This is a genomic window from Vreelandella hamiltonii, from assembly GCF_014651775.1.
GTDB lineage: Bacteria > Pseudomonadota > Gammaproteobacteria > Pseudomonadales > Halomonadaceae > Vreelandella > Vreelandella hamiltonii.
This window is the reverse complement of record NZ_BMXN01000030.1, coordinates 22,957-42,446: the sequence shown is the minus strand read 5'-3', so window position 1 is coordinate 42,446 and position 19,490 is coordinate 22,957. Positions and strand designations below refer to the sequence as shown.

Sequence of the window (19,490 nt, the reverse complement as noted above, 5' to 3'; positions counted from 1 at the left end):
TGATGGTCATATCGCCGCATAGGTGTGCCGAATGATGCTGTGCACTATGCCAGAAAAATCAGGTGGTTGTCGACAGGCTATCCGCAACCACCTGAATAGTTACGATTTCTTTACCTCTTTAGCCAGCGATGCCCACGAATCTGCCGTGGGCATCGTGCTTTCTGGCACCGGCTCCGATGGGACGGCTGGGCTGCGTGCCATTCTGGCCGCAGGGGGCGTCACCATGGTGCAGACGCCGCACACAGCAAAATACGACGGCATGCCGCAGTCGGCCATCGATGCGGGTGTCATCGACTACATTCTGGATGTGGAGGAGATGGGAGGGCGTTTGGCAGAGCTTGCCCGCCTGGAGTGTGCCAGCCTGGAAGGAAATCAGGTCTCGGTGCCCCAGCGTCTGTTGACGCTGCTCAAGGAGCGTCGACAGCTTGATTTTTCGGGCTACAAGCAAGGAACCTTGAGTCGGCGCATTCGTCGTCGACTGGTGGCGAGCAACGTGTCCGACATGCAGCAGTACATCGAGCTGGTAGAGAGCAACCCGGCCGAGCTCGAACAGCTGGGTCGTGACATCCTGATCTCGGTGACGGCATTTTTTCGGGATACCAGCGCTTTCGAGGCCGTGGAAAAAGCCGTCAGAGGCATCGTCGAGTCAGCCAATAGCGGCCCCCTGCGTATCTGGGTGGCGGGGTGTGCCACAGGCGAGGAAGCCTACTCCATTGCTTTGCTGGTCGCAGAGGCCAAACGGCAGCTGGAAAGTCAGGCGGTCGTGCAGCTGTTTGCCACGGATATCGATGACGATGCGCTGGAAATTGCGCGCCGAGGTCGCTACATCGGTGCGGCGCTGGCCGCACTGCCCGACGAGTGGTGGTCACGCTACTTTACCGCCCACGACCATGTCTATGAGGTCAGCAAGACCTTGCGTGACATGATCGTGTTTGCCAAGCACAACTTGGTCGATGATCCTCCCTTCCTGCGTCTTGATCTGATTACTTGTCGTAATGTTCTGATCTATTTCGATAATGATTTGCAGACAAGAGTGCTGCAACGGTTTCATTTCGGTTTGCGAGAGCGAGGTGTGCTGTTTTTGGGGCGCTCGGAGAGCATTGCCCATTCCGAAGCGCTGTTCAAACCTCTCGATCGGCGGGAGCGCCTGTTCGTCAAGCAGGGCAACAGCGCGGAAGTGGTAGAGCACTCCTCGGCGATGCTGCGACATGTATCGCCTTTGAAGCGACGTGATCGAGACATGCAGCAACTGCTGGATGCCTTGGTGGCGCATGTCGGCGTCACGGTGGTGCTGTGCGATGCACAGGGCAACGTCCAGCATACGGCTGGTGACGTCAAACGCTTTTTGCGCTTCCCTTCTGGTCGTACTCAGGTCGGTATTCAGGATGTGGTCAGTGATCTGTTTCGCGGCGAGCTGATGTCGCTGTTGCATCAGTTTCACAAGACCCACGCGACGCAAATGGGTAGGCGTCGGCGTTTCGAAGGCGAGTGGTGGCAGTTGAGTGTTCGCGGTCTGACCGAACAGGCTGACGATCATCGTCTTCTCGTGGTACTGGCACCCTCGTTGGAGAGCGAGCGCACACCGGACGCGTCGCTGGACAAACTCATGCTGCCAGAGCTGCAGGGTATCGATAGCCTGGAAGACGAGCTTGAAGCCACGCGAGAGCACTTGCAGTCGTTGATCGAAGAGCTGGCCACGGCAAATGAGGAAATGCAGTCGCTGAACGAAGAGGCGCAAGCCTCCAATGAAGAACTGCAGGCCACCAACGAGGAACTGGAAGCTGCCAATGAGGAGTTGCAGGCCACCAACGAAGAGCTGATCAGCCTCAACGAAGAACTCAACGTGAAAACGGGCGAGCTGAGCAAGCTCAACGATGAGTATGCCTACCTCTATGACGCGCTCGATTTTCCGCTGTTGGTGTTCGATGGCGAGCTGTGTCTCAAACGCTACAATGCCCCGGCCTCGCGTTATTTCAGCCTGCGCCCCACGGCCTTGCAGCGCCATGTGGCCGGGCTGCGGCTGCCTGCCGTGCTTAACGATCTGGAGGATGTTCTTCTGGAGGTCGGTGAGCAGGCATCGCCGGTCGAAAGTATCCTGGAGCTCGAGGGCAGGCTGTTGCAGCGCCTGGTGACCCCTGGCATCAACCAGGAGGGGAGCGTCGAGCTGTTGGTGGTGACGCTGATGGACGTGACAGACCTTAGCCATGTCCAGGCCAAGCTGCGTCAGTCCCAGGCCCAGCTCCATGCGTTGATGGAAAACAGTACGGTCATGATTGCTCTCAAGGATTTGAATGGGCGCTATACCTTTGCCAACCCTCGCTTTCTGGAATCGTTCGGGCTGACCCAGGAGCAGCTGATCGGGCGTAATGTTTTCGAACTTTTTCCGGATACCTATGCGGGCTCGGTATGGGCGAAAGATCTCGAAGCACTGCGTTATCAGAACAAGGTGAGCGCCGAGCATGTGTTGCCCACGGAAGAGGGCCACCCTCGTGTGCTCACGTGCGTTCACCAGTTGCTCCGCGACGAGCATGGCCACCCCTATTTGATCCTCACCGAGTCGGAAGACATCACGGCTCGCAAGTACGCCGAGCGGGACATGCAGGTGGCGGCCAAGGTTTACGAACAGGCAGGGGAGGCCATTGTCGTCATCACTGCGCAGGGTGAGGTGCAGTCTGTCAATGCAGCCTTCAGCCGCATTACCGGTTACCGTTCAGACGAGGTCGTCGGTCACCCCGCACTGCCACTGCTCTATTGTGAGGACAACACACCGTCTGACCATTCCTGCTCGGGTGGCTGTCAGGTGGTGTGGGAAATCGTGCAGCAGACGGGCTATTGGCAGGGTGAGGTCTATAACAAACGCCATGACGGCGTGGTGTTTTCCCAATGGTTGACGCTTAACCGGATCGTGGCCGAGACGCCCGAAGAAACCCTTTATGTGGCGGTGTTTTCCGATATCAGCCACATCAAGGATACCCAGCGGCAGGCGGAGTACTTGGCCACCCATGATGCGCTCACCGGCTTGCCCAACCGGACGCTGTTTCAGGATCGGTTACAGATCGCCATTGCTGCAGCCAAGCGTAGTGACCAGCTCAGTGCCTTGATGTTCCTTGATCTGGACAATTTCAAGAGTATCAATGACACCCTGGGGCACGACGTGGGCGACGAGCTGCTGATCCAGGTAGCCAGTCGTCTGAAAGAGCTGGTACGCGATATGGACACCGTGGCGCGCCTGGGAGGGGACGAGTTCACCATCATCCTCATGGAAACCTCCATCGAAGGGGCGGAACAAGTGGCCAAACGCATCGTGGAGGCCATCGCCAAGCCCTTCGATGTGCGACGCCACACGCTGTTCGTGACGTCCAGCATCGGGTTGGCCTTCTGCCCTGACGATGGCGATGACGTGGCAGGGTTGACCAAAGCTGCCGACACCGCCATGTACCGTGCCAAGGAGAATGGCCGTGACCGCTTCGAACTGTTCAAGCCCGAGCTGCAGGCTCGCTTGATGCGCGATGTGGCGATTGGGCAGGCCCTGCGTGAAGGTATGGAGCACGGGCGCCTTCATCTGGTCTATCAGCCCAAATATACCTGCAAAGATGGCCACCAATTAGCGGGGGCCGAGGCGCTGCTGCGCTGGCAGGACCCTGTACTGGGCGCTGTCAGCCCCGTGGACTTCATTCCCGTGGCGGAAGCCACCGGGCTGATTCTGGACCTGGATCGCCATGTTGCTCTGATGCTGATCAGGCAGATCGCCCAATGGCGCGAGCAAGGGCTGCAGCCGCTGCCCGTGGCCATGAACGTCTCGGCACGCAGCTTTCAAGAAGAGCGCTTCATTACCCACCTGTTTGGTTGTCTGAAACAGTACCGCGTCCCTCACGCGCTCATTCAGGTAGAGATCACCGAAAGCACGCTGGTCGATCGCTCCAGCTCGGCGCTGGGCAATATCGAAAAGCTGCGCGAGGCAGGCATCAAGCTGGCGGTGGATGATTTTGGAACGGGCTATTCATCGCTGGCTTACCTGAAGCGTCTGCCACTGGCAGAGCTGAAAATCGACAAGAGCTTCGTCGATGGCCTGGGCGGCAGAGACGAGAGCGATCAAGCCATTGCGCTAGCCATCCTGGGCATGGCCAGCGCGCTGGGGATCCGTACCGTGGGAGAAGGCGTCGAGACGGCCGCGCAGTTGGCCTGGCTGGTAGAAAATGGCTGCGACTTCGTTCAGGGGTATTACCTTTCACGGCCTCTTGCCCTGGACGCCTATGCTGAGCTGATACGTTTGAATGGCAAGGCCGAACTTCTTTCATCGGATTTACCTCAATGACTGACGAGCGTGGTTTCATCCACCAGTGTGAACAAGAGGCGTTGCACCTGACGGGGGCGATACAGCCCCATGGAGTGCTGGTCATCGTCGATGTCGAAGGCCGCATCACACATCTGTCCGCCAACAGCGAGCGACTGGACGATGCCCAGGGCACGTGCCGCCTGGGACAGCGCTTGCCTGCCCATTTTCGGGACTACTTGCTGAGCTTGCCTGCCTTGGCGGAGGGTGAGCGGCACTACGGCCAGTGTCATAGCGAACGTCAGGAGTTCGATCTCGTGGCCACTGCGCACGGCGAGGGGGTGGCGCTTGAGTTCTATCCAGTGGATGCCCACGGAGACACCATGACGATGACCGGTGCCTCTGTCGCCGTGCCTGATAGCAGCGATGAGCTCAATGCCCAGTGTCAGCAACTGATGGACGAACTGTTGACCATGAGCGGCTTTGACCGTGTTCTTTACTACCGTTTCATCCCCGCAGGCGATGGCGAAGTGCTTTGCGAAGCGCGGCGCCCAGGCATCAAGGGCAGCTATCAAGGGCTTCGCTTCCCGGCCAGCGATATCCCTTATATCGCGCGGCAGCTCTATCTCAAGAACCCCTGGCGTACCATACCGGATGCCACTGCCTCCCCTGTGCCCGTGCATGCCCTGGCGGCCGGGGCGGTGCCTGATCTTGGCTACGTCGATCTTCGCAGCGCTTCGCCCGTGCATCTTGAATACATGGCCAACATGGGAGTGGAAGGCGCCATTTCGCTACCCATCATTCAGTCAGGCGAGCTGGAGGCGTTGATTTCCTGCCACTGTGCCACGCCGCGCCAACTCACCGTCAGTCAGCTTCGGCAGATGGCCGCCGTGAGCGAAGCGTTCAACTTGCGTTTGCGAGACTTCAAGGCGCGTCGGCGCCTGCAGATACTCGATGGCATGGAGCGGCACTTCGACAAGGCCAAGGCAGTCCTGATGCGCCATGGTGGTCTGGAGAGCGCCTGGGATGAACTCAGCGCCTGGCTGATGACGACGTTTGCCGTGGATGGTGTGCTGTTGCAGATGGATGACGAATACTACCTGAGCGGCGTTGGACTGACCCCCGCCGCCATTCAGGCGATTAGCCAACAGGTCGTCAGCGAGCCTTCGAATGTCTGGTTAAGCGACAGCCTGCAGCGGGACTGTGCATCCATGCCGCTTAGTGAGGTCGCGGGGGTGGCAGTGATCGGAGATCTGCCGCTGGACTCCCATCATCGCGTCAATCTGTATCTGTGCCGTGTCGAGCATTTGTACGAAGTTACCTGGGGTGGGAATCCGGACAAGCCCGTCGACTACCGTGATGGTCAAAGCACGGTGTCGCCCCGCCGCTCCTTCGAAGCGTGGGTGGAGCAGCGGGTAGGCCACAGCCGCCCCTGGTCTTCCAGCACCCGGCTCTACCTGTTGAAACTGCGTGCCTTGCTTCAGCAGGCCAAGAGCTTGCCGTGGGGTAAAGATGACGCGTGAGCCCTTCGCTGCCACGACGTTGGCCCAGTGGCTCAAGAACACGACGCGTACGGCTCACCAGCGCGTTGATCATCACCCTGTGCTCAGCCCTCTCCTTCGACCAGGGCTGAGCCTGGAGGTCTATGGGCAGGCACTGACCCGCCTTTACCCGGCGATATCAGGACTGGAGCAAACGCTGGCGGCGGCGCTTGGCGAATGGTCTTGGCGCTATCCTTTGGTGACGCGTGCGGCCCTGCTAGAGCAGGACCTGCAAGCACTTGGTCAGCCACTGACTGCCCGCTGGCGATTCCCTGAACCGCATAACGAGGCGGAAATGGTGGGTATGCTGTACGTGCTGGAAGGGTCTCGGTTGGGAGGGGAGGTGATCGCGCGTTGCGTGATCCAACAGTTGGGCTCCTCGGTGCCGTGTCGCTTTTTTGGTGCCACGCCGCTGGCGGCTGACACCTGGGCCGCGTTATGGCGCCAGGCAGAAGCGGCCTGCCCGGAACCCGATTGGCCTTGTGTGCGCCAAGGGGCCGAGCAGGCCTTCGAGGGCTTTATTCAGGCCTTGTCACGAGACCCAACGCCCATAGAATGAAGGCATCCTGGCGTGCCGCATCGCGCCAGGCCTTGAATCTGCCGGAGGCGCCGCCGTGACCGCTGGTCATGTCGGTGTGCAGCAGAATCGGGGCGCTTCCCTGCTGAGCCTGGGTCACGCGAGCATAGAACTTGGCGGGCTCCCAATAGCTGACCCGGGTATCGAACCAGCTGCCCTCGATCCATAGCGCCGGGTAGCGCTGAGGGCGAATATTATCCACGGGAGAGTAGCCAGCGATCCGCTCGCGGACGTCGTTGCTCTCAGGGTTGCCCCATTCGGTGTACTCGGCGGTGGTCAACGGCAGCTCGGGATTCTGCATGGTGCGCAGTACATCCAGAAAGGGTACGTCGAGCACGGCAGCACAGAACGCCTCTGGTGCCCGGTTCAGGCAGGTACCCACCAGCAGCCCGCCCGCGCTGGCACCGCAGGCGACGATCCGTTCAGGCTGGCTGACCTGCTCGGACACCAGTGCCTCGCGGGCAGCCAGGAAGTCATGAAAGCTGTTTTCCTTGTTGGCCATCTTGCCTGCCAGGTACCACGGTTCGCCGCGCTCGCCGCCGCCGCGTACGTGGGCCACGGCAAAGGCCACGCCACGCTCCAGGAGCTCCAGCCTGGCAATCGAAAACCAGGGGTCGAGCGCTTCGCCATAGGCGCCGTAGCCATATAGCAGCGTCGGCAGAGGCTGCCCGACCAGATCGGCACGCATGACCACGGAAACGGGCACCTGTTCACCGTCGTGGCTGGTGGCCCAGATCCGTCGGCTGACCAGTTGCTCAGGGGAGAGGCTGCCGTGTACCGGTACTTGCTTGAGTAGCGTGCGCTCACCGCTGTCCAGGTTCAGCGCAAACCAGCGGGGCGGGTGGGTAAAAGATTCTTCCCGCAGGTGGAGCGTGCGTGCATCGAAGTGGGGCATGTCCTCCAGAAGCTGCGAGACAGGCGTGTCGGGTAGCGCCAGGTAGTGATCTTCGATGAACGTATGGCCATCTTCGGCCAGGCTCAGTTGCCTCAACCGCACCTGAGCTTCCTGATGACTGCGTTCGGCCACGACCAGCCCCCAGGCGAATGCATCTACCCCTTCCAGCGTGGCGTCCTCCCGCGGGGGCAGCAGGCTTTTCCAGCCCGTATCTTCCAGCGTGTCGGCACGCGTATCCAGGGCAAAGTGTGGCCCTGCCTGATTGTGTAGCCGGTAGAAAGCCCCCGGCCGATGGTCGATGCTGACCTCCACGCCATTCGTGCGCCCATGCAGGCATACTGGGCTCGCGGCGGGTTGGTGGGCGGGCAGGGCGTGGACCTCCGTGGTATCTTTCGAGCCGCTCTCGATGATCAGCCATTGACGCGAACGGGTCTTGCCAACGCCCAGCCAGAACTCCGGGTCGTCTTCACGCAGGATCAGTGTCGGTGCGCTAGCCTGAGCGTCGGTGTCTACCTGGGCGTCGCTATTGAGCCCTACCCACAGTCGCCACAAGCTATCGGGGCGCTGGGTGTCGTCGAAGCGGGTAAACAGCAGCGTCGCGCCATGGGTTGTCTGGTCCTCTGCCCAGCACACCGACGGCCCGATGTCTTCGAGCAACTGGCGGGGAGTGCCGCTGGGCAACGCTTTCAGCCAGAGGGTGTAGCGTTCGTCCCCTTGGGTGTCTTCGGTCCAGGCCAGCCACTGCTCGTCGGGGGAGAGGGCCATGTCCCCCATATCGTAGAACGGCTGCTCTGCGGCACGCTCGCGCACATCCAGAAAGCACTCGGCACGCTGGGGCTGGCCGTTGGGATGTCGCCACCAGCAGGGGTAGTCGTCGTCGGCTCCCGTTTCGCTCCAGCAGGTGAAGTGATCCAATACCGTGGCCAGGCTTTTGACCGCCAGCTCGCGCCGTGCCAAGTGTGAATGGTAGAGGGCGTCGGCCAGCGGCGCCAAGGGGCGAAACCAGTCGGCATGCTGCTGGTTGGCGTCGGCTAAAAAAGGTTGAACGTCTGGTGCGTCACGAGATTCCAACCAGTGCCATTCAGGGTCATCGGCGCGATAATAGCGTGCTACGGGCGAGCCTTCGTGCATACCAGGCTGTGCTTTCATAAATTGACAGGTACCATAACGGGAAATCAACGTCGGGTGCTTCCACCCACATGAGGGGTATTATGCTGTTTGCTGACTCAATGTCACTGCTGTGGCTAAGTTATTACGGACTTTCGCTGCTGGTCGTGCTGGCCATCTATTTTGCGTTGGCCTGGTTGCCGCGCCTGCCTCGTCTTGTCATTACCTGGGGCGTGGCGGGCGTCATGTGGATGCCGGCCAATTACCGCTTGCCGCTGGTGGAAGAGGGTGAGTTCTATACCGGCTGGGCGCCATCGGCCATGGTCGCGGCGGTGGCGTTTTTCGAACATAGCGCCAGTGGTCTGCGCAATGGCCTGCTGTGGGCGATTCTGGGCATTGCGCTGGGCGCCTGCGTGGGGATTGCGCTATGGTGGTGGCGGCGTCCGATGCCGGTCGAAGAAGCCCCTGCACGCCGTCAGAGTGTCGAAGAGCCTCAGCCTGTCCGCCGTCGTGAGCCGGTGATCCGTTGATCTCCAAACTGGCCGGGGAGGCGTCTTCATGTGTGAGTTGATGGGTATGAGCGCCAATGTACCCACGGATATCTGCTTCAGCTTTTCGGGTTTTCTGCATCGGGGCGGCGGTACGGGGCCCCACCGCGATGGCTGGGGCATTGCGTTTTATGAAGAGGGCGGTTATCGCGAGTTTCGCGACCCTCACCCTTCGGTGGATTCGCCTATCGCGCGGTTGATATGCGACTACCCGATCAAGTCGCACGTGGTCATCAGCCATATCCGTCAGGCCAACGTGGGGGGCGTTCGGCTGGCCAATACGCACCCTTTTACCCGTGAAATGTGGGGGCGGCCCTGGTGCTACGCCCATAACGGTCAACTGAGTGACTGGCAAAAACTGCCGCTGGGGCTCTACACCCCCGTGGGCAGTACCGACAGTGAGCACGCCTTCTGTTGGCTGATGGGCGAGCTGCGGCGCCATTTTCCTTCGCCTCCTGAATCGCCAGAGCCACTTTGGGAGCGGCTGCATGCGCTCTGCGAACAGCTGCGCGGGCTGGGGGTGTTCAACCTGCTGCTCTCGGACGGTGTCTATCTCTATTGCTACTGTTCTACCAAACTGGCGCACATCACTCGACGGGCACCGTTTGGGCAGGCGGAGCTCTCGGATGCCGAGATGACGGTCAATTTCGTCGAGCACACCACGCCCAACGATATCGTTTCGGTGGTGGCCACCGAGCCTCTGACCCACAATGAAGCCTGGCAGCGTATGGCGCCAGGTGAACTGTTGGTATGGCGTGGGGGAGAAATCCGTGCCCGTTATGGTCCAAAATCCTGACTATGCTAAAGAAATGGCATGACCAGAACGGTGGTGAGGGTCGACGGGCTTTAAGCTAAAGTTGAAACGCAAGTTTCAATCGTTCGTTTTACAGTCTGCTGGACGTCGTATATCGTTGGCGTTCATGAACCACTTGATAGCCTCGCCACAATAACAAGGTCGGTACAGCATCGACACGGATAGCGGAGATTCCCCATGAGCGAACACGCCAGCACCCCCATTTTACGCGGCCCAGCGCTTGAAGGGTTGGAGCAGTACGACTCGGTCACCGATGTATTCCATTCGGCAGTGAAGCGCTTCGCCCAGAAGCCAGCCTTTACCTGCATGGGCAAGACGCTCAGCTTTGCCGACCTGGACCGCTTGTCAGCGGATTTCGCCGCCTGGCTGCAGCATGAAACCGATCTGGAGCCGGGGGATCGGATCGCCATCCAGCTCCCCAACGTACTGCAGTTCCCGGTGGCCGTCTTCGGCGCACTGCGTGCTGGTCTGGTGGTGGTGAATACCAACCCGCTCTACACCGAGCGTGAAATGGCTCATCAGTTCAAGGACTCAAACGCCAAGGCCATCCTGATTCTGGCCAACATGGCCGACAAGCTCGAGAAGGTGCTGGACAAGACCGACATCAAGCACGTGCTGGTCACTCAATTGGGGGACTTGCATGACGTGCCCAAGCGCTGGCTGATCAATGCCGTGGTCAAGCACGTCAAGAAAATGGTGCCCGCCTACTCGCTGCCCAGCGCAGTTGGTTTTCGCGATGCGCTGAAGAAGGGCGCTTCGCTCACCCATCGCCCGGTAGATCGCACCCAGGAAGATCTGGCCGCGCTGCAGTACACCGGTGGCACCACCGGCATGCCCAAAGGGGCAATGCTGACGCACCGCAACCTGGTGGCCAACATGTTGCAAGCTCGCTCGGCCATTGGCGAGCATCTGACCGACGGTGAAGAGCTGGTCATTGCGCCGCTGCCGGTGTACCACATCTACACGTTTACCGTTAACTGCCTGTTCCTGATGGAAACCGGCAACCACTCGCTGCTGATTACCAATCCTCGTGACTTGCCAGCCTTCGTCAAGGAGTTGAAAGGGCTGCCGTTCACCGGTTTCATTGGTTTGAACACGCTGTTCAATGCCCTGTGCAACCGTGATGATTTCCGCCAGCTCGACTTCTCGAAACTCAAGCTGACCATTTCCGGCGGCATGGCCTTGACCAAGGCAGCCGCTCAGCGCTGGGAAGAGACCACCGGCTGCCCGATTGCCGAGGGCTACGGGCTGACAGAGACCTCTCCCATCGTCAGCTTCAACCCCAACGACGCCATTCAACTGGGCACCATCGGCAAACCCGTGGCAGGTACGGCGGTGAAGGTGGTGGACAGCGAGGGCAACGACGTGCCGTTTGGTGAGCCAGGGGAGCTGTGCGTGCAAGGGCCTCAGGTCATGAAAGGCTACTGGCAGCGTGAAGACGAAACGCGTAATTCCATCGATGAGCAGGGCTGGTTCCACACCGGTGACATCGCCATCCTTCAAGACGATGGCTATATCAAGATCGTCGATCGCAAGAAGGACATGATTCTGGTGTCCGGTTTCAACGTCTATCCCAACGAAGTGGAAGACGTCGTGGCCGCGCATCCCGACGTGCTGGAAGTGGCTGCCGTCGGGGTGGCCGATGAAAATGCCGGCGAAGCCATCAAGCTCTTCGTCGTGTCGAAAAACAGTCAGCTGGATGCCGAGACGCTGCGCGCCTGGTGCAAAAAGGAGCTGACCGCTTACAAAGTACCCAAGTACGTTGAATTCCGCGATGAGCTGCCCAAGACCAATGTAGGTAAAGTGTTGCGTCGCCAGCTGCGCGACCAGGAAGCCAGCAAGGCCTGATACATTGCCATATTGGCTGGCGTTAGGCGTCACGTGATTGAAAGCGGTACAATGGTCGGCCCACTCCATGAGTGGGCCGACGTTTTATTCTGAGATGGAAACCGAGCCTAACGTGACCACCGACACGCACTCTTCTCGCACTGAATCCCCGCAAGATCCTGCTGCTTTGCTGGCGGTACTCGACGCATCGCTGGGTGATGTCATGCTTCGCGACCGTGAGCGCCTGGCCCGGCGTGTGTCGGGCTTGAAGCGACGGCAGCGTGACAACAAGCCGGTCGACCGTGGTGTCAACGAGCTGCGCCGCGACATGGCAAAGGCCACGCAGCTGCTGGCCCAGCGGGAAGCCTTGCGTGTTGCCTTGAACTACCCCGATGAGCTGCCCGTCGTCGAGCGTCGCGAGGACATTCTGGCGGCCATTCGGGAGCACCAGGTGGTGGTCGTGGCCGGTGAAACCGGCTCGGGTAAAACCACCCAGTTGCCCAAGATGTGTCTGGAGCTGGGGCGCGGACGCCAGGGCCTGATTGGCCACACTCAGCCGCGCAGGCTGGCAGCACGCAGCGTGGCATCCAGGCTTGCCGATGAGCTGGAGGTGGCACTGGGTGAGCAGGTGGGCTATCAGGTACGGTTCAATGACCAGAGCACGCCCACGACGCTGGTCAAACTGATGACCGACGGGATTCTGCTGGCCGAAACCCAGCACGACCCGCTGCTGTTGCGCTACGACACCCTGATCATCGATGAAGCCCACGAGCGCAGCCTCAATATCGATTTTCTGCTGGGCTACCTGAAGCGTTTGCTGCCTAAACGCCCGGACCTGAAGGTGATCATCACCTCCGCCACCATCGACGTCGAGCGCTTTGCGGCCCACTTCGGCACGCCTGACGCGCCGGCTCCGGTGGTCGAAGTCTCGGGCCGTACCTACCCGGTGGATGTCCTTTATCGCCCGCTGGTGCGCAGCGAAGAGGACGAGGAAGACCGCACGCTGCAAGAGGGTATTCTTCATGCCGTGCAGGAAATCGAGACCATCGAGCGCCAGAAAGGCTGGCTCCACGGCCCCCGGGACGTGCTGGTGTTTCTGCCCGGTGAGCGTGACATTCGGGAAACCGCCGATACGCTGCGCCGTGCCGACCTGAAAGGCACCGACATTTTGCCGCTCTATGCGCGGCTGTCCAACGAAGAGCAAAATCGCGTGTTCGCCCCCCATCGCGGGCGACGTATCGTGCTGGCCACCAACGTGGCGGAAACCTCGCTGACCGTACCGGGAATTCGCTATGTCATCGACCCGGGCCTGGTGCGTATCAGTCGCTACAGCTACCGTGCCAAGATCCAGCGGCTGCCCATCGAGCCCATCAGCCAGGCCAGCGCCAACCAGCGCAAGGGGCGCTGTGGCCGTGTGGCCGAAGGGGTATGCATTCGGCTATATGATGAAGACGACTTTCTGGCTCGCCCGGCGTTTACCGACCCCGAAATTCAGCGCACCAACCTGGCGTCGGTGATTCTGTCCATGCTGGCGCTGAAGCTGGGGCACATCGAAGACTTTCCGTTTGTCGACCCGCCTGACGGCCGCTTCATCAAGGATGGTTTCCGGCTGCTGTTCGAGCTGGGTGCGGTGGACGACAAGCATCAGTTGAGCCCGCTGGGCCGTAAGCTGGCCAAACTGCCCATCGACCCAAGGCTGGCGCGCATGGTGCTGGCAGGGGCCGAACGGGGCAGCCTGCGCGACGTGCTGGTGGTGGTCTCGGCGCTGGCCATTCAGGACCCGCGAGAGCGGCCTGCCGACAAGCGTCAGGCGGCCGACCAGGCGCATCAGCGCTGGCACGACCCGGATTCCGACTTCGTCGCTTTGCTCAACCTATGGCACGGCATCGAGAATGCTCGCGAGGCGCTCTCGGGCAATCAGCTGCGCCGCTGGTGTCGCGAGCACTACATCAACTATCTGCGCATGCGCGAGTGGCACGATACGTTCCGCCAACTGCGTCAGCTACTGCGTGACATGGATATCGAGGTGCCGCCACCGCTGCCTCGCGATGAAGACGAAAGCGAAGAGCAGGCCAAGCAGGCGCGGCGTAAAACTTCTGGCAAGCTGCACCAGGCGCTGCTGTCGGGTCTGTTGTCCAATTTGGGAACGCTGCTGGAGAACCGCGAATACCTGGGCGCTCGCAACCGCAAATTCATGATCCATCCCGGCTCCGGGTTGGCCAAGAAGAGCCCCAAATGGGTCATGGCGTTCGAGCTGATCGAAACCACCAAGCTGTTTGCACGCACCGTGGCCAAAATCGACCCCCAGTGGATCGAGCCGCAGGCGCAGCATCTGGTCAAAAGCAGCTACAGCGAGCCCCACTGGGAAATGAAGCGCGCCCAGGTGGTGGCGTTCGAGCAGGTGACCCTGTTTGGCCTGCCTATCGTTGCGCGGCGCCGGGTGCACTATGGCCCCATTGCGCCCCAGGAGTCGCGGGAGCTGTTTATTCGTCGTGCGCTGGTCGAAGGCGAATTCCAGACGCGAGGCGCGTTCTTTGCCCATAATCGGGCGTTGATCGAAGAGGTCGAAGCGCTGGAAGATCGTGCCCGACGGCGCGATATACTGGTGGACGAAGAGAGCCTGTTCGCCTTCTACGACGAGCGCATCCCGGCGGACATCGTCAATGGCAAGGGCTTCGAACACTGGCGCAAGCAGGCCGAGCAGCAACAGCCCGAGCTATTGAAGTTCGATCTCGAGGCGCTCAAGGCTCGTGATGCCCATGACGTGACCCAGGCGCAGTACCCGGATCACCTCACCCTGGCGGGCGTGGCCTATCCGGTGAGCTATCACTTCGACCCGGATGCCGAGGACGATGGCGTCACCCTTACCGTGCCCGCGGCGATGCTGCCGCAGCTGCCTGCCACTGCTCTCGACTGGCTGGTGCCCGGCCTGTTGCGCGAGAAGTGTATTGCGCTACTCAAGTCGCTGCCCAAAAGCCTGCGCCGCCAGGTGGTGCCCATCCCCGATTGGGTCGATGCCGCCCTGGAAACGCTGGTGCTGGACGAGCGCCCCCTGACCGAGGCGCTTGGTGAGTTCATCCGGCGGCGTACCGGCACGCGGGTTCACCCCGACGACTGGCGCCTCGACCTGCTGCCGCCCCACCTGCGCATGAATGTGCGGGTGGTCGATCATGGTGGCAAGACCCTGGGGCAAGGGCGTGATGTACGTGCCCTGGAGCGGCGCTTCGAGGAAGCCGCCAGTGCCGGCGCCCAGGCGCTGGCCGAGCAGGCCAGCCAGGCACCCACGCTGGAAGAGCTGCCCGCATCGCCGCTGCCTGAATCTCGTGTCACCACCCAGGCCGGCATTCGCGTGGAAGCCTACCCGGCCTTGGTCGCTGAGGGCGGGCACTTCAAGGTCAGCCTGTTCGATCATCCCGCCAAGGCGCAGTTTGCGCATCAGGAAGGGGTGGCGCGGCTGGCCATTGCCAAGCTGCCCGAGCAGGTCAAAGCCATCAAACGGCTACCTGGGGTCGAAAAGTGCGCGCTGCTGTTCGCCAAGGTAGGCAGCAAGCAGGCCCTGGTCGAGGATTTGCTGCTGGCGGTATTTACACAGGTCGTGGCACAGCATCCGCTACCGCGTTCTGCCGGTGAGCTGGCCGAGCGACTGGCAACGACCCAACCTCAACTGGTGGCCCATGCCGAGACCGTGCTGGGGCGTGTCGAAGAGGCACTGAAAGGCCATCTTGCCGTCAGCAAGATTCTGAAAGGGAAACTTAATTTTGCACTGGCCCTGGTCTACAGCGATGTCAGTGCGCAGATGCAGCGGCTGGTTTACCCAGGCTTCATTCGTGATGCGGACGAGTGGCTCACGGAGTATCCACGCTACATGGAAGCCGCCTTGATTCGATTGGAAAAGGCCGCCCGAGAGCGGGGCAGGGACCAAATGCTGATGCAGGATGTCCAAGCCCTCGAAGCGCGCTTTGACGCACGGCGCAAGAGCGAGCGCCGTGGCGCGGCCGAAGACCCGACGCTGGTAGCGTTCGGTTGGTGGATACAGGAATTGAGAGTGTCGCTGTTTGCGCAGCAGTTGGGCACGCACATGCCGGTATCGGCAAAACGCCTGGAGAAGCGTTGGGAAGAGATCACCCGCGGGCAAGGCATTCAATGAAGGAGGTTGGCATGACACAGGCAGTGATTACCGGAACAGGACTCTATACGCCGGAACACGCGGTCGATAATGCAGCGCTGGTCGCTGCCTTCAATGCATGGGTAGATCGCGAGAACGCGCGCCATGCCGAGGCCATTGCCCAGGGTGAGCGGGCAGCGCTGGCCTATTCGAGTACCGAGTTCATCGAGAAGGCCTCGGGTATCAAGAGCCGTTACGTACTCGATGCCGCCGGGATTCTTGACCCTGAGCGAATGCGGCCTAAACTGCCACAACGTGCCAACGACGAGCCGTCGATTCAGTGTGAGATGGCGACCGAAGCTGCGCGTCAGGCATTGGCGTCAGCCAAGGTATCGGCGGCGGATATCGAGCTGGTCATCGTGGCCTGCTCGAACCTGGAGCGCGCCTACCCGGCCGTGGCCGTGGAAGTGCAGCAAGCGCTGGGCACGTCGGGCTACGGCTTTGACATGAACGTGGCGTGCAGCTCCGCCACGTTTGCGCTGGAGACCGCGGCCAATGCGATTGCAGCGGGGCGGGTGAAGCGTGCGTTGATCGTCAATCCGGAGATCTGCTCGGCACATCTGAATTTTACAGACCGTGACAGCCACTTTATTTTCGGCGATGCTTGTACTGCTATGGTACTGGAAAGCAGTGAGGTGGCGGTGGCCAAGGAGCGTTATGCGATTCTGGGGACACGCCTGGTCACTCAATTTTCCAACGCGATTCGTAACAATGCCGGTTTTCTCAATCGAGTCACCGACAGCGACCCGCTGGCCCTGGACAAGCTGTTCGTGCAAGAGGGAAGGCGAGTGTTCAAGGAAGTCTGCCCGCTGGTCGCCAAGCTGATCACCGAGCACCTGGCCTCCCTGGAGTTGAGCGGTGAGGACCTTTCGCGTATGTGGTTGCATCAGGCCAATCGCCACATGAACGATCTGATTGCCCGCAAGGTGCTGGGCCAGGAGCCCGATGTGTCGCAGGCACCGATCATCCTGGACCGCTATGCCAATACCAGCTCGGCGGGGTCCATCATCGCCTTCCATCTGCATCGCGAAGACTTGTCGGATGGCGATATCGGGGTGATCTGTTCGTTTGGCGCAGGGTACAGCGCGGGAAGTGTGATCCTTCGCCGGGAAGGCTAAGTACTTGAGATAAGTACGTCAGCGGCGAATCGTTGGCGTTGTACACCCTGAAGTTGCGTTGATGAAGTGAAAAGAGGAAACCCCATGCTGAGGTTGTTTGCCAAGCAAGACACGGCGCCTGGGACGTGGCGCCCCTGGCTCCCCGCTCTGTTGTTGGCCACGTTGACCATGGGTGGATGTGCCAGCACGTCTACCCAGGAGCGCGGCGACGCGAGCGGAGAGGGTGTCGTTGAGCAGTCAGCGCATCCGGAAGACCCTTGGGAAGGCTTCAATCGGCGCGTATTTGCTTTCAATGACGTGCTCGACCGCTATGCGCTGAAGCCTGTGGCCACGGGATACAAGACCATCACCCCTCAACCGGTGCAGACTGGCGTGGGTAATTTTTTCTCGAACCTGGGGGAAATTCGCACGGCCATCAACAGCTTGCTGCAAGGCAAGCCCGCCAATGCGGGGCTGGCCACGTCACGCTTCCTGATCAACTCCACGGTAGGGGTCGGTGGGCTGCTGGATTACGCGACGCATATGGAGATCACCGCCGAGCGTGAAGATTTCGGCCAGACCCTGGCCGTATGGGGTTGGGAAGATTCACGTTATCTGGTGTTGCCGCTGCTGGGGCCGCGTACCCTGCGCGATGCGTCGGGTTTCCCGCTGGATATCGCGGCGCACCCCATCACCTACATGGACGATCACCAGCTGCGTGCTGGCCTGACTGCACTCGATATCGTGCACTTGCGGGCGGGCCTGCTGGATCAGGAGTCACTGATTCGTGGGGATCGCTACCGATTCATTCGCGATGCTTACTTGCAGCGTCGACAGTTCGAGATCAATGATGGTGAGCTGGGCGACGATCCCTTTGCCATGGACGATTTCGAGTTCGACGATAGCGACTTTGGTGACGACGACTTCGCCGACTGAGGCTAGACATGGATCACGCAAAGCAGTTGATCGCGGTAATCGATGAGCCCGGTAGCGAGCGTGATGCGCTGGCCGAGGCGATTACCTGTGATGGTATGTGGGTGTTTGCCGCAGACAATATCGATCATCTGCCGGTGGGCACCGCGCTGATCGTTGCCCATGCCAGAGCAGTGCCCAGGCAGCAGTGGTCGCAGCTGGCCCATCGCCTGCCCGCACTGGTCGTGAGTGATACCCGTCAGGATGCGGATTTGATCAAGGCGATCGACGCCGGGTTGGTGGATTACATCGTCCACCCGCTCAGGCATACCGAATTGCTGCGCAGGATGATCCGCAAGGCCATCGAGCTGCATCAACTGGCCCAGGAGCGTGATCGTGACCGGCAACGGCTGGCGGAGCTGAACGAAAGCCTGGAAACGCATCTGGCCCTGCTGAGAATGGATCAGCAGAGTGGTGGACATATCCAGCGCCGTCTGCTGCCGCCAAGGCCCAAGGTGATCAGCGGCGTCTATTACGATTACTGGTTTGCGCCGTCGCTCTATCTGTCGGGCGATTTTCTTGACTACCAGCGCTACGACGACCGCTTCAGCGTGTTCTATTTTGCCGATGTATCCGGCCACGGGGCCTCCTCGGCCTTCGTGACCGTGCTGCTGAAATATCTCTGCAACCGCTGGTTGAACGAGTGGGACGGTCAGGACCCTCAGGCGCTGCCGCCCCGCTGGTTATCGGCCCTGAACCGTGAACTTCAGGATACCGACATCGGCAAACACGCCACTTTATTTGTCGGTGTTATTGACCATGAGGAAAAGACTCTGCACTATTCGCTCGGCGCCCAGCTTCCCATGCCGCTATTGATGGCGGATGGCAACCTGACGCGTTTGGCGGGGGAAGGAATGCCTGTAGGCCTTTTCCCTGATGTGGAGTATCCTTCGCTTAGCTGTCCGCTGCCAGCCGACTTCAGGTTGTGGCTGTGTTCAGATGGTGTATTGGAATGCTTGCCGGGTAAGACGCTCGACACGCGGCTCACGGAACTTGAGCAACTAGTAAGCGAAAGTGTCACGCTTGAGCAGCTGCGAGACCGGCTAGCCAACACCAACTCGCTCCTGAGTGGGGGCGACGAGGAAGATGAGGCGAACCAGGACCGCGATGCTTTACCCGATGACCTGACAATCATGATGGTGAGCGGATTTGGTCATGCTGATTGAAGAGGGCCGCATCAAGGCGGCGTTCGACTCCGGTGTTTTTGTTTTAAAGCTGTGTGGTGATGTAAGACTCACGCTCTGCGCCACACTCGATACCCAAGCACAGCGTCTAGCGGAAACGCCAGGCCTGCGTGCCGTGATGATCGACCTGCGTGAGGCCACGAACGTCGACTCGACGGCGCTGGGTTTTCTCGCCAAGGTGGCCATGGCCGTCAAAGGTCGTCTGGAACAGCCCCCAACCATCATCGCGGATAATCCGGATGTCCGGCAGATGCTGGATGTGATGGGTTTTGCGCGTTTCTTTACGCTGATGTCGGCACCGATTCAGCCGTCGGCACCGCTGGAGACGGTACTGGAAGATCTGCCCGAGGAGCCCGCTGACGAAGAGGGGCTGCGCGGCCGTATTCTGGAAGCGCACCGTATCCTGATGCACATGAACGAGCATAACCGCGAGCAGTTTCAGCCGCTGGTGGAGATGCTGGAAGCCCAGGGGGCTCCTGCAAAATAAAGC

Annotated in this window: 12 protein-coding genes; 11 read left to right on the top strand and 1 reads right to left on the bottom strand. The window is 60.5% G+C overall.

The genetic code is table 11. The features are described from left to right. Positions 1–31 precede the first annotated feature (31 nt). The 3 genes from IE091_RS16735 to IE091_RS16725 are packed head-to-tail and all read left to right on the top strand — an operon-like array spanning position 32 to position 6,373. Positions 32–4,315 (top strand): EAL domain-containing protein, encoded by a 4,284-nt coding sequence (locus IE091_RS16735; RefSeq protein WP_189464168.1) that lies wholly within the window; start codon positions 32–34, stop codon positions 4,313–4,315. Further along, positions 4,312–5,796, top strand: a complete 1,485-nt coding sequence (locus IE091_RS16730; protein WP_039182571.1) for a GAF domain-containing protein — start codon at positions 4,312–4,314, stop codon at positions 5,794–5,796. The genes IE091_RS16735 and IE091_RS16730 overlap by 4 nt, the downstream gene beginning before the upstream one ends. Beyond that, on the top strand, positions 5,786–6,373 hold the full coding sequence (locus IE091_RS16725) for a biliverdin-producing heme oxygenase (protein ID WP_189464167.1): 588 nt from the start codon (positions 5,786–5,788) through the stop codon (positions 6,371–6,373). The genes IE091_RS16730 and IE091_RS16725 overlap by 11 nt, the downstream gene beginning before the upstream one ends. Here IE091_RS16725 and IE091_RS16720 read toward each other — a convergent pair. Then, the gene (locus tag IE091_RS16720) at positions 6,333–8,435 is read right to left on the bottom strand and encodes a S9 family peptidase (RefSeq protein WP_189464166.1); all 2,103 of its coding nucleotides are present in this window, start codon (positions 8,433–8,435) and stop codon (positions 6,333–6,335) included. The genes IE091_RS16725 and IE091_RS16720 overlap by 41 nt on opposite strands. Positions 8,436–8,497: 62 nt before the next feature. Between IE091_RS16720 and IE091_RS16715 the strand changes: the two genes are divergently transcribed. From IE091_RS16715 to IE091_RS16680, 8 genes are all read left to right on the top strand, one after another. Continuing rightward, entirely contained in the window at positions 8,498–8,923 is a 426-nt protein-coding gene (locus IE091_RS16715) for a hypothetical protein (RefSeq protein ID WP_039182577.1), read from the top strand. Positions 8,924–8,951: 28 nt separating this feature from the next. After that, on the top strand, positions 8,952–9,737 hold the full coding sequence (locus IE091_RS16710) for a class II glutamine amidotransferase (protein WP_189464165.1): 786 nt from the start codon (positions 8,952–8,954) through the stop codon (positions 9,735–9,737). Positions 9,738–9,932: 195 nt separating this feature from the next. Continuing rightward, positions 9,933–11,603 (top strand): AMP-binding protein, encoded by a 1,671-nt coding sequence (locus tag IE091_RS16705; protein WP_039182583.1) that lies wholly within the window; start codon positions 9,933–9,935, stop codon positions 11,601–11,603. Positions 11,604–11,697: 94 nt separating this feature from the next. Continuing rightward, entirely contained in the window at positions 11,698–15,729 is a 4,032-nt protein-coding gene (gene hrpA / locus IE091_RS16700; RefSeq protein ID WP_189464170.1) for an ATP-dependent RNA helicase HrpA, read from the top strand. Positions 15,730–15,740: 11 nt separating this feature from the next. After that, positions 15,741–16,865 (top strand): beta-ketoacyl-ACP synthase III, encoded by a 1,125-nt coding sequence (locus IE091_RS16695; protein ID WP_039182588.1) that lies wholly within the window; start codon positions 15,741–15,743, stop codon positions 16,863–16,865. Between the two features lie 84 nt (positions 16,866–16,949). Continuing rightward, positions 16,950–17,780, top strand: coding sequence for an MlaA family lipoprotein (locus IE091_RS16690; RefSeq protein WP_039182591.1), 831 nt, complete (start codon positions 16,950–16,952; stop codon positions 17,778–17,780). An 8-nt stretch (positions 17,781–17,788) separates the two neighbouring features. Next, positions 17,789–18,982, top strand: coding sequence for a PP2C family protein-serine/threonine phosphatase (locus tag IE091_RS16685; protein WP_189464164.1), 1,194 nt, complete (start codon positions 17,789–17,791; stop codon positions 18,980–18,982). Next, on the top strand, positions 18,972–19,487 hold the full coding sequence (locus IE091_RS16680) for an STAS domain-containing protein (RefSeq protein WP_039182597.1): 516 nt from the start codon (positions 18,972–18,974) through the stop codon (positions 19,485–19,487). The genes IE091_RS16685 and IE091_RS16680 overlap by 11 nt, the downstream gene beginning before the upstream one ends. Positions 19,488–19,490 lie beyond the last annotated feature (3 nt).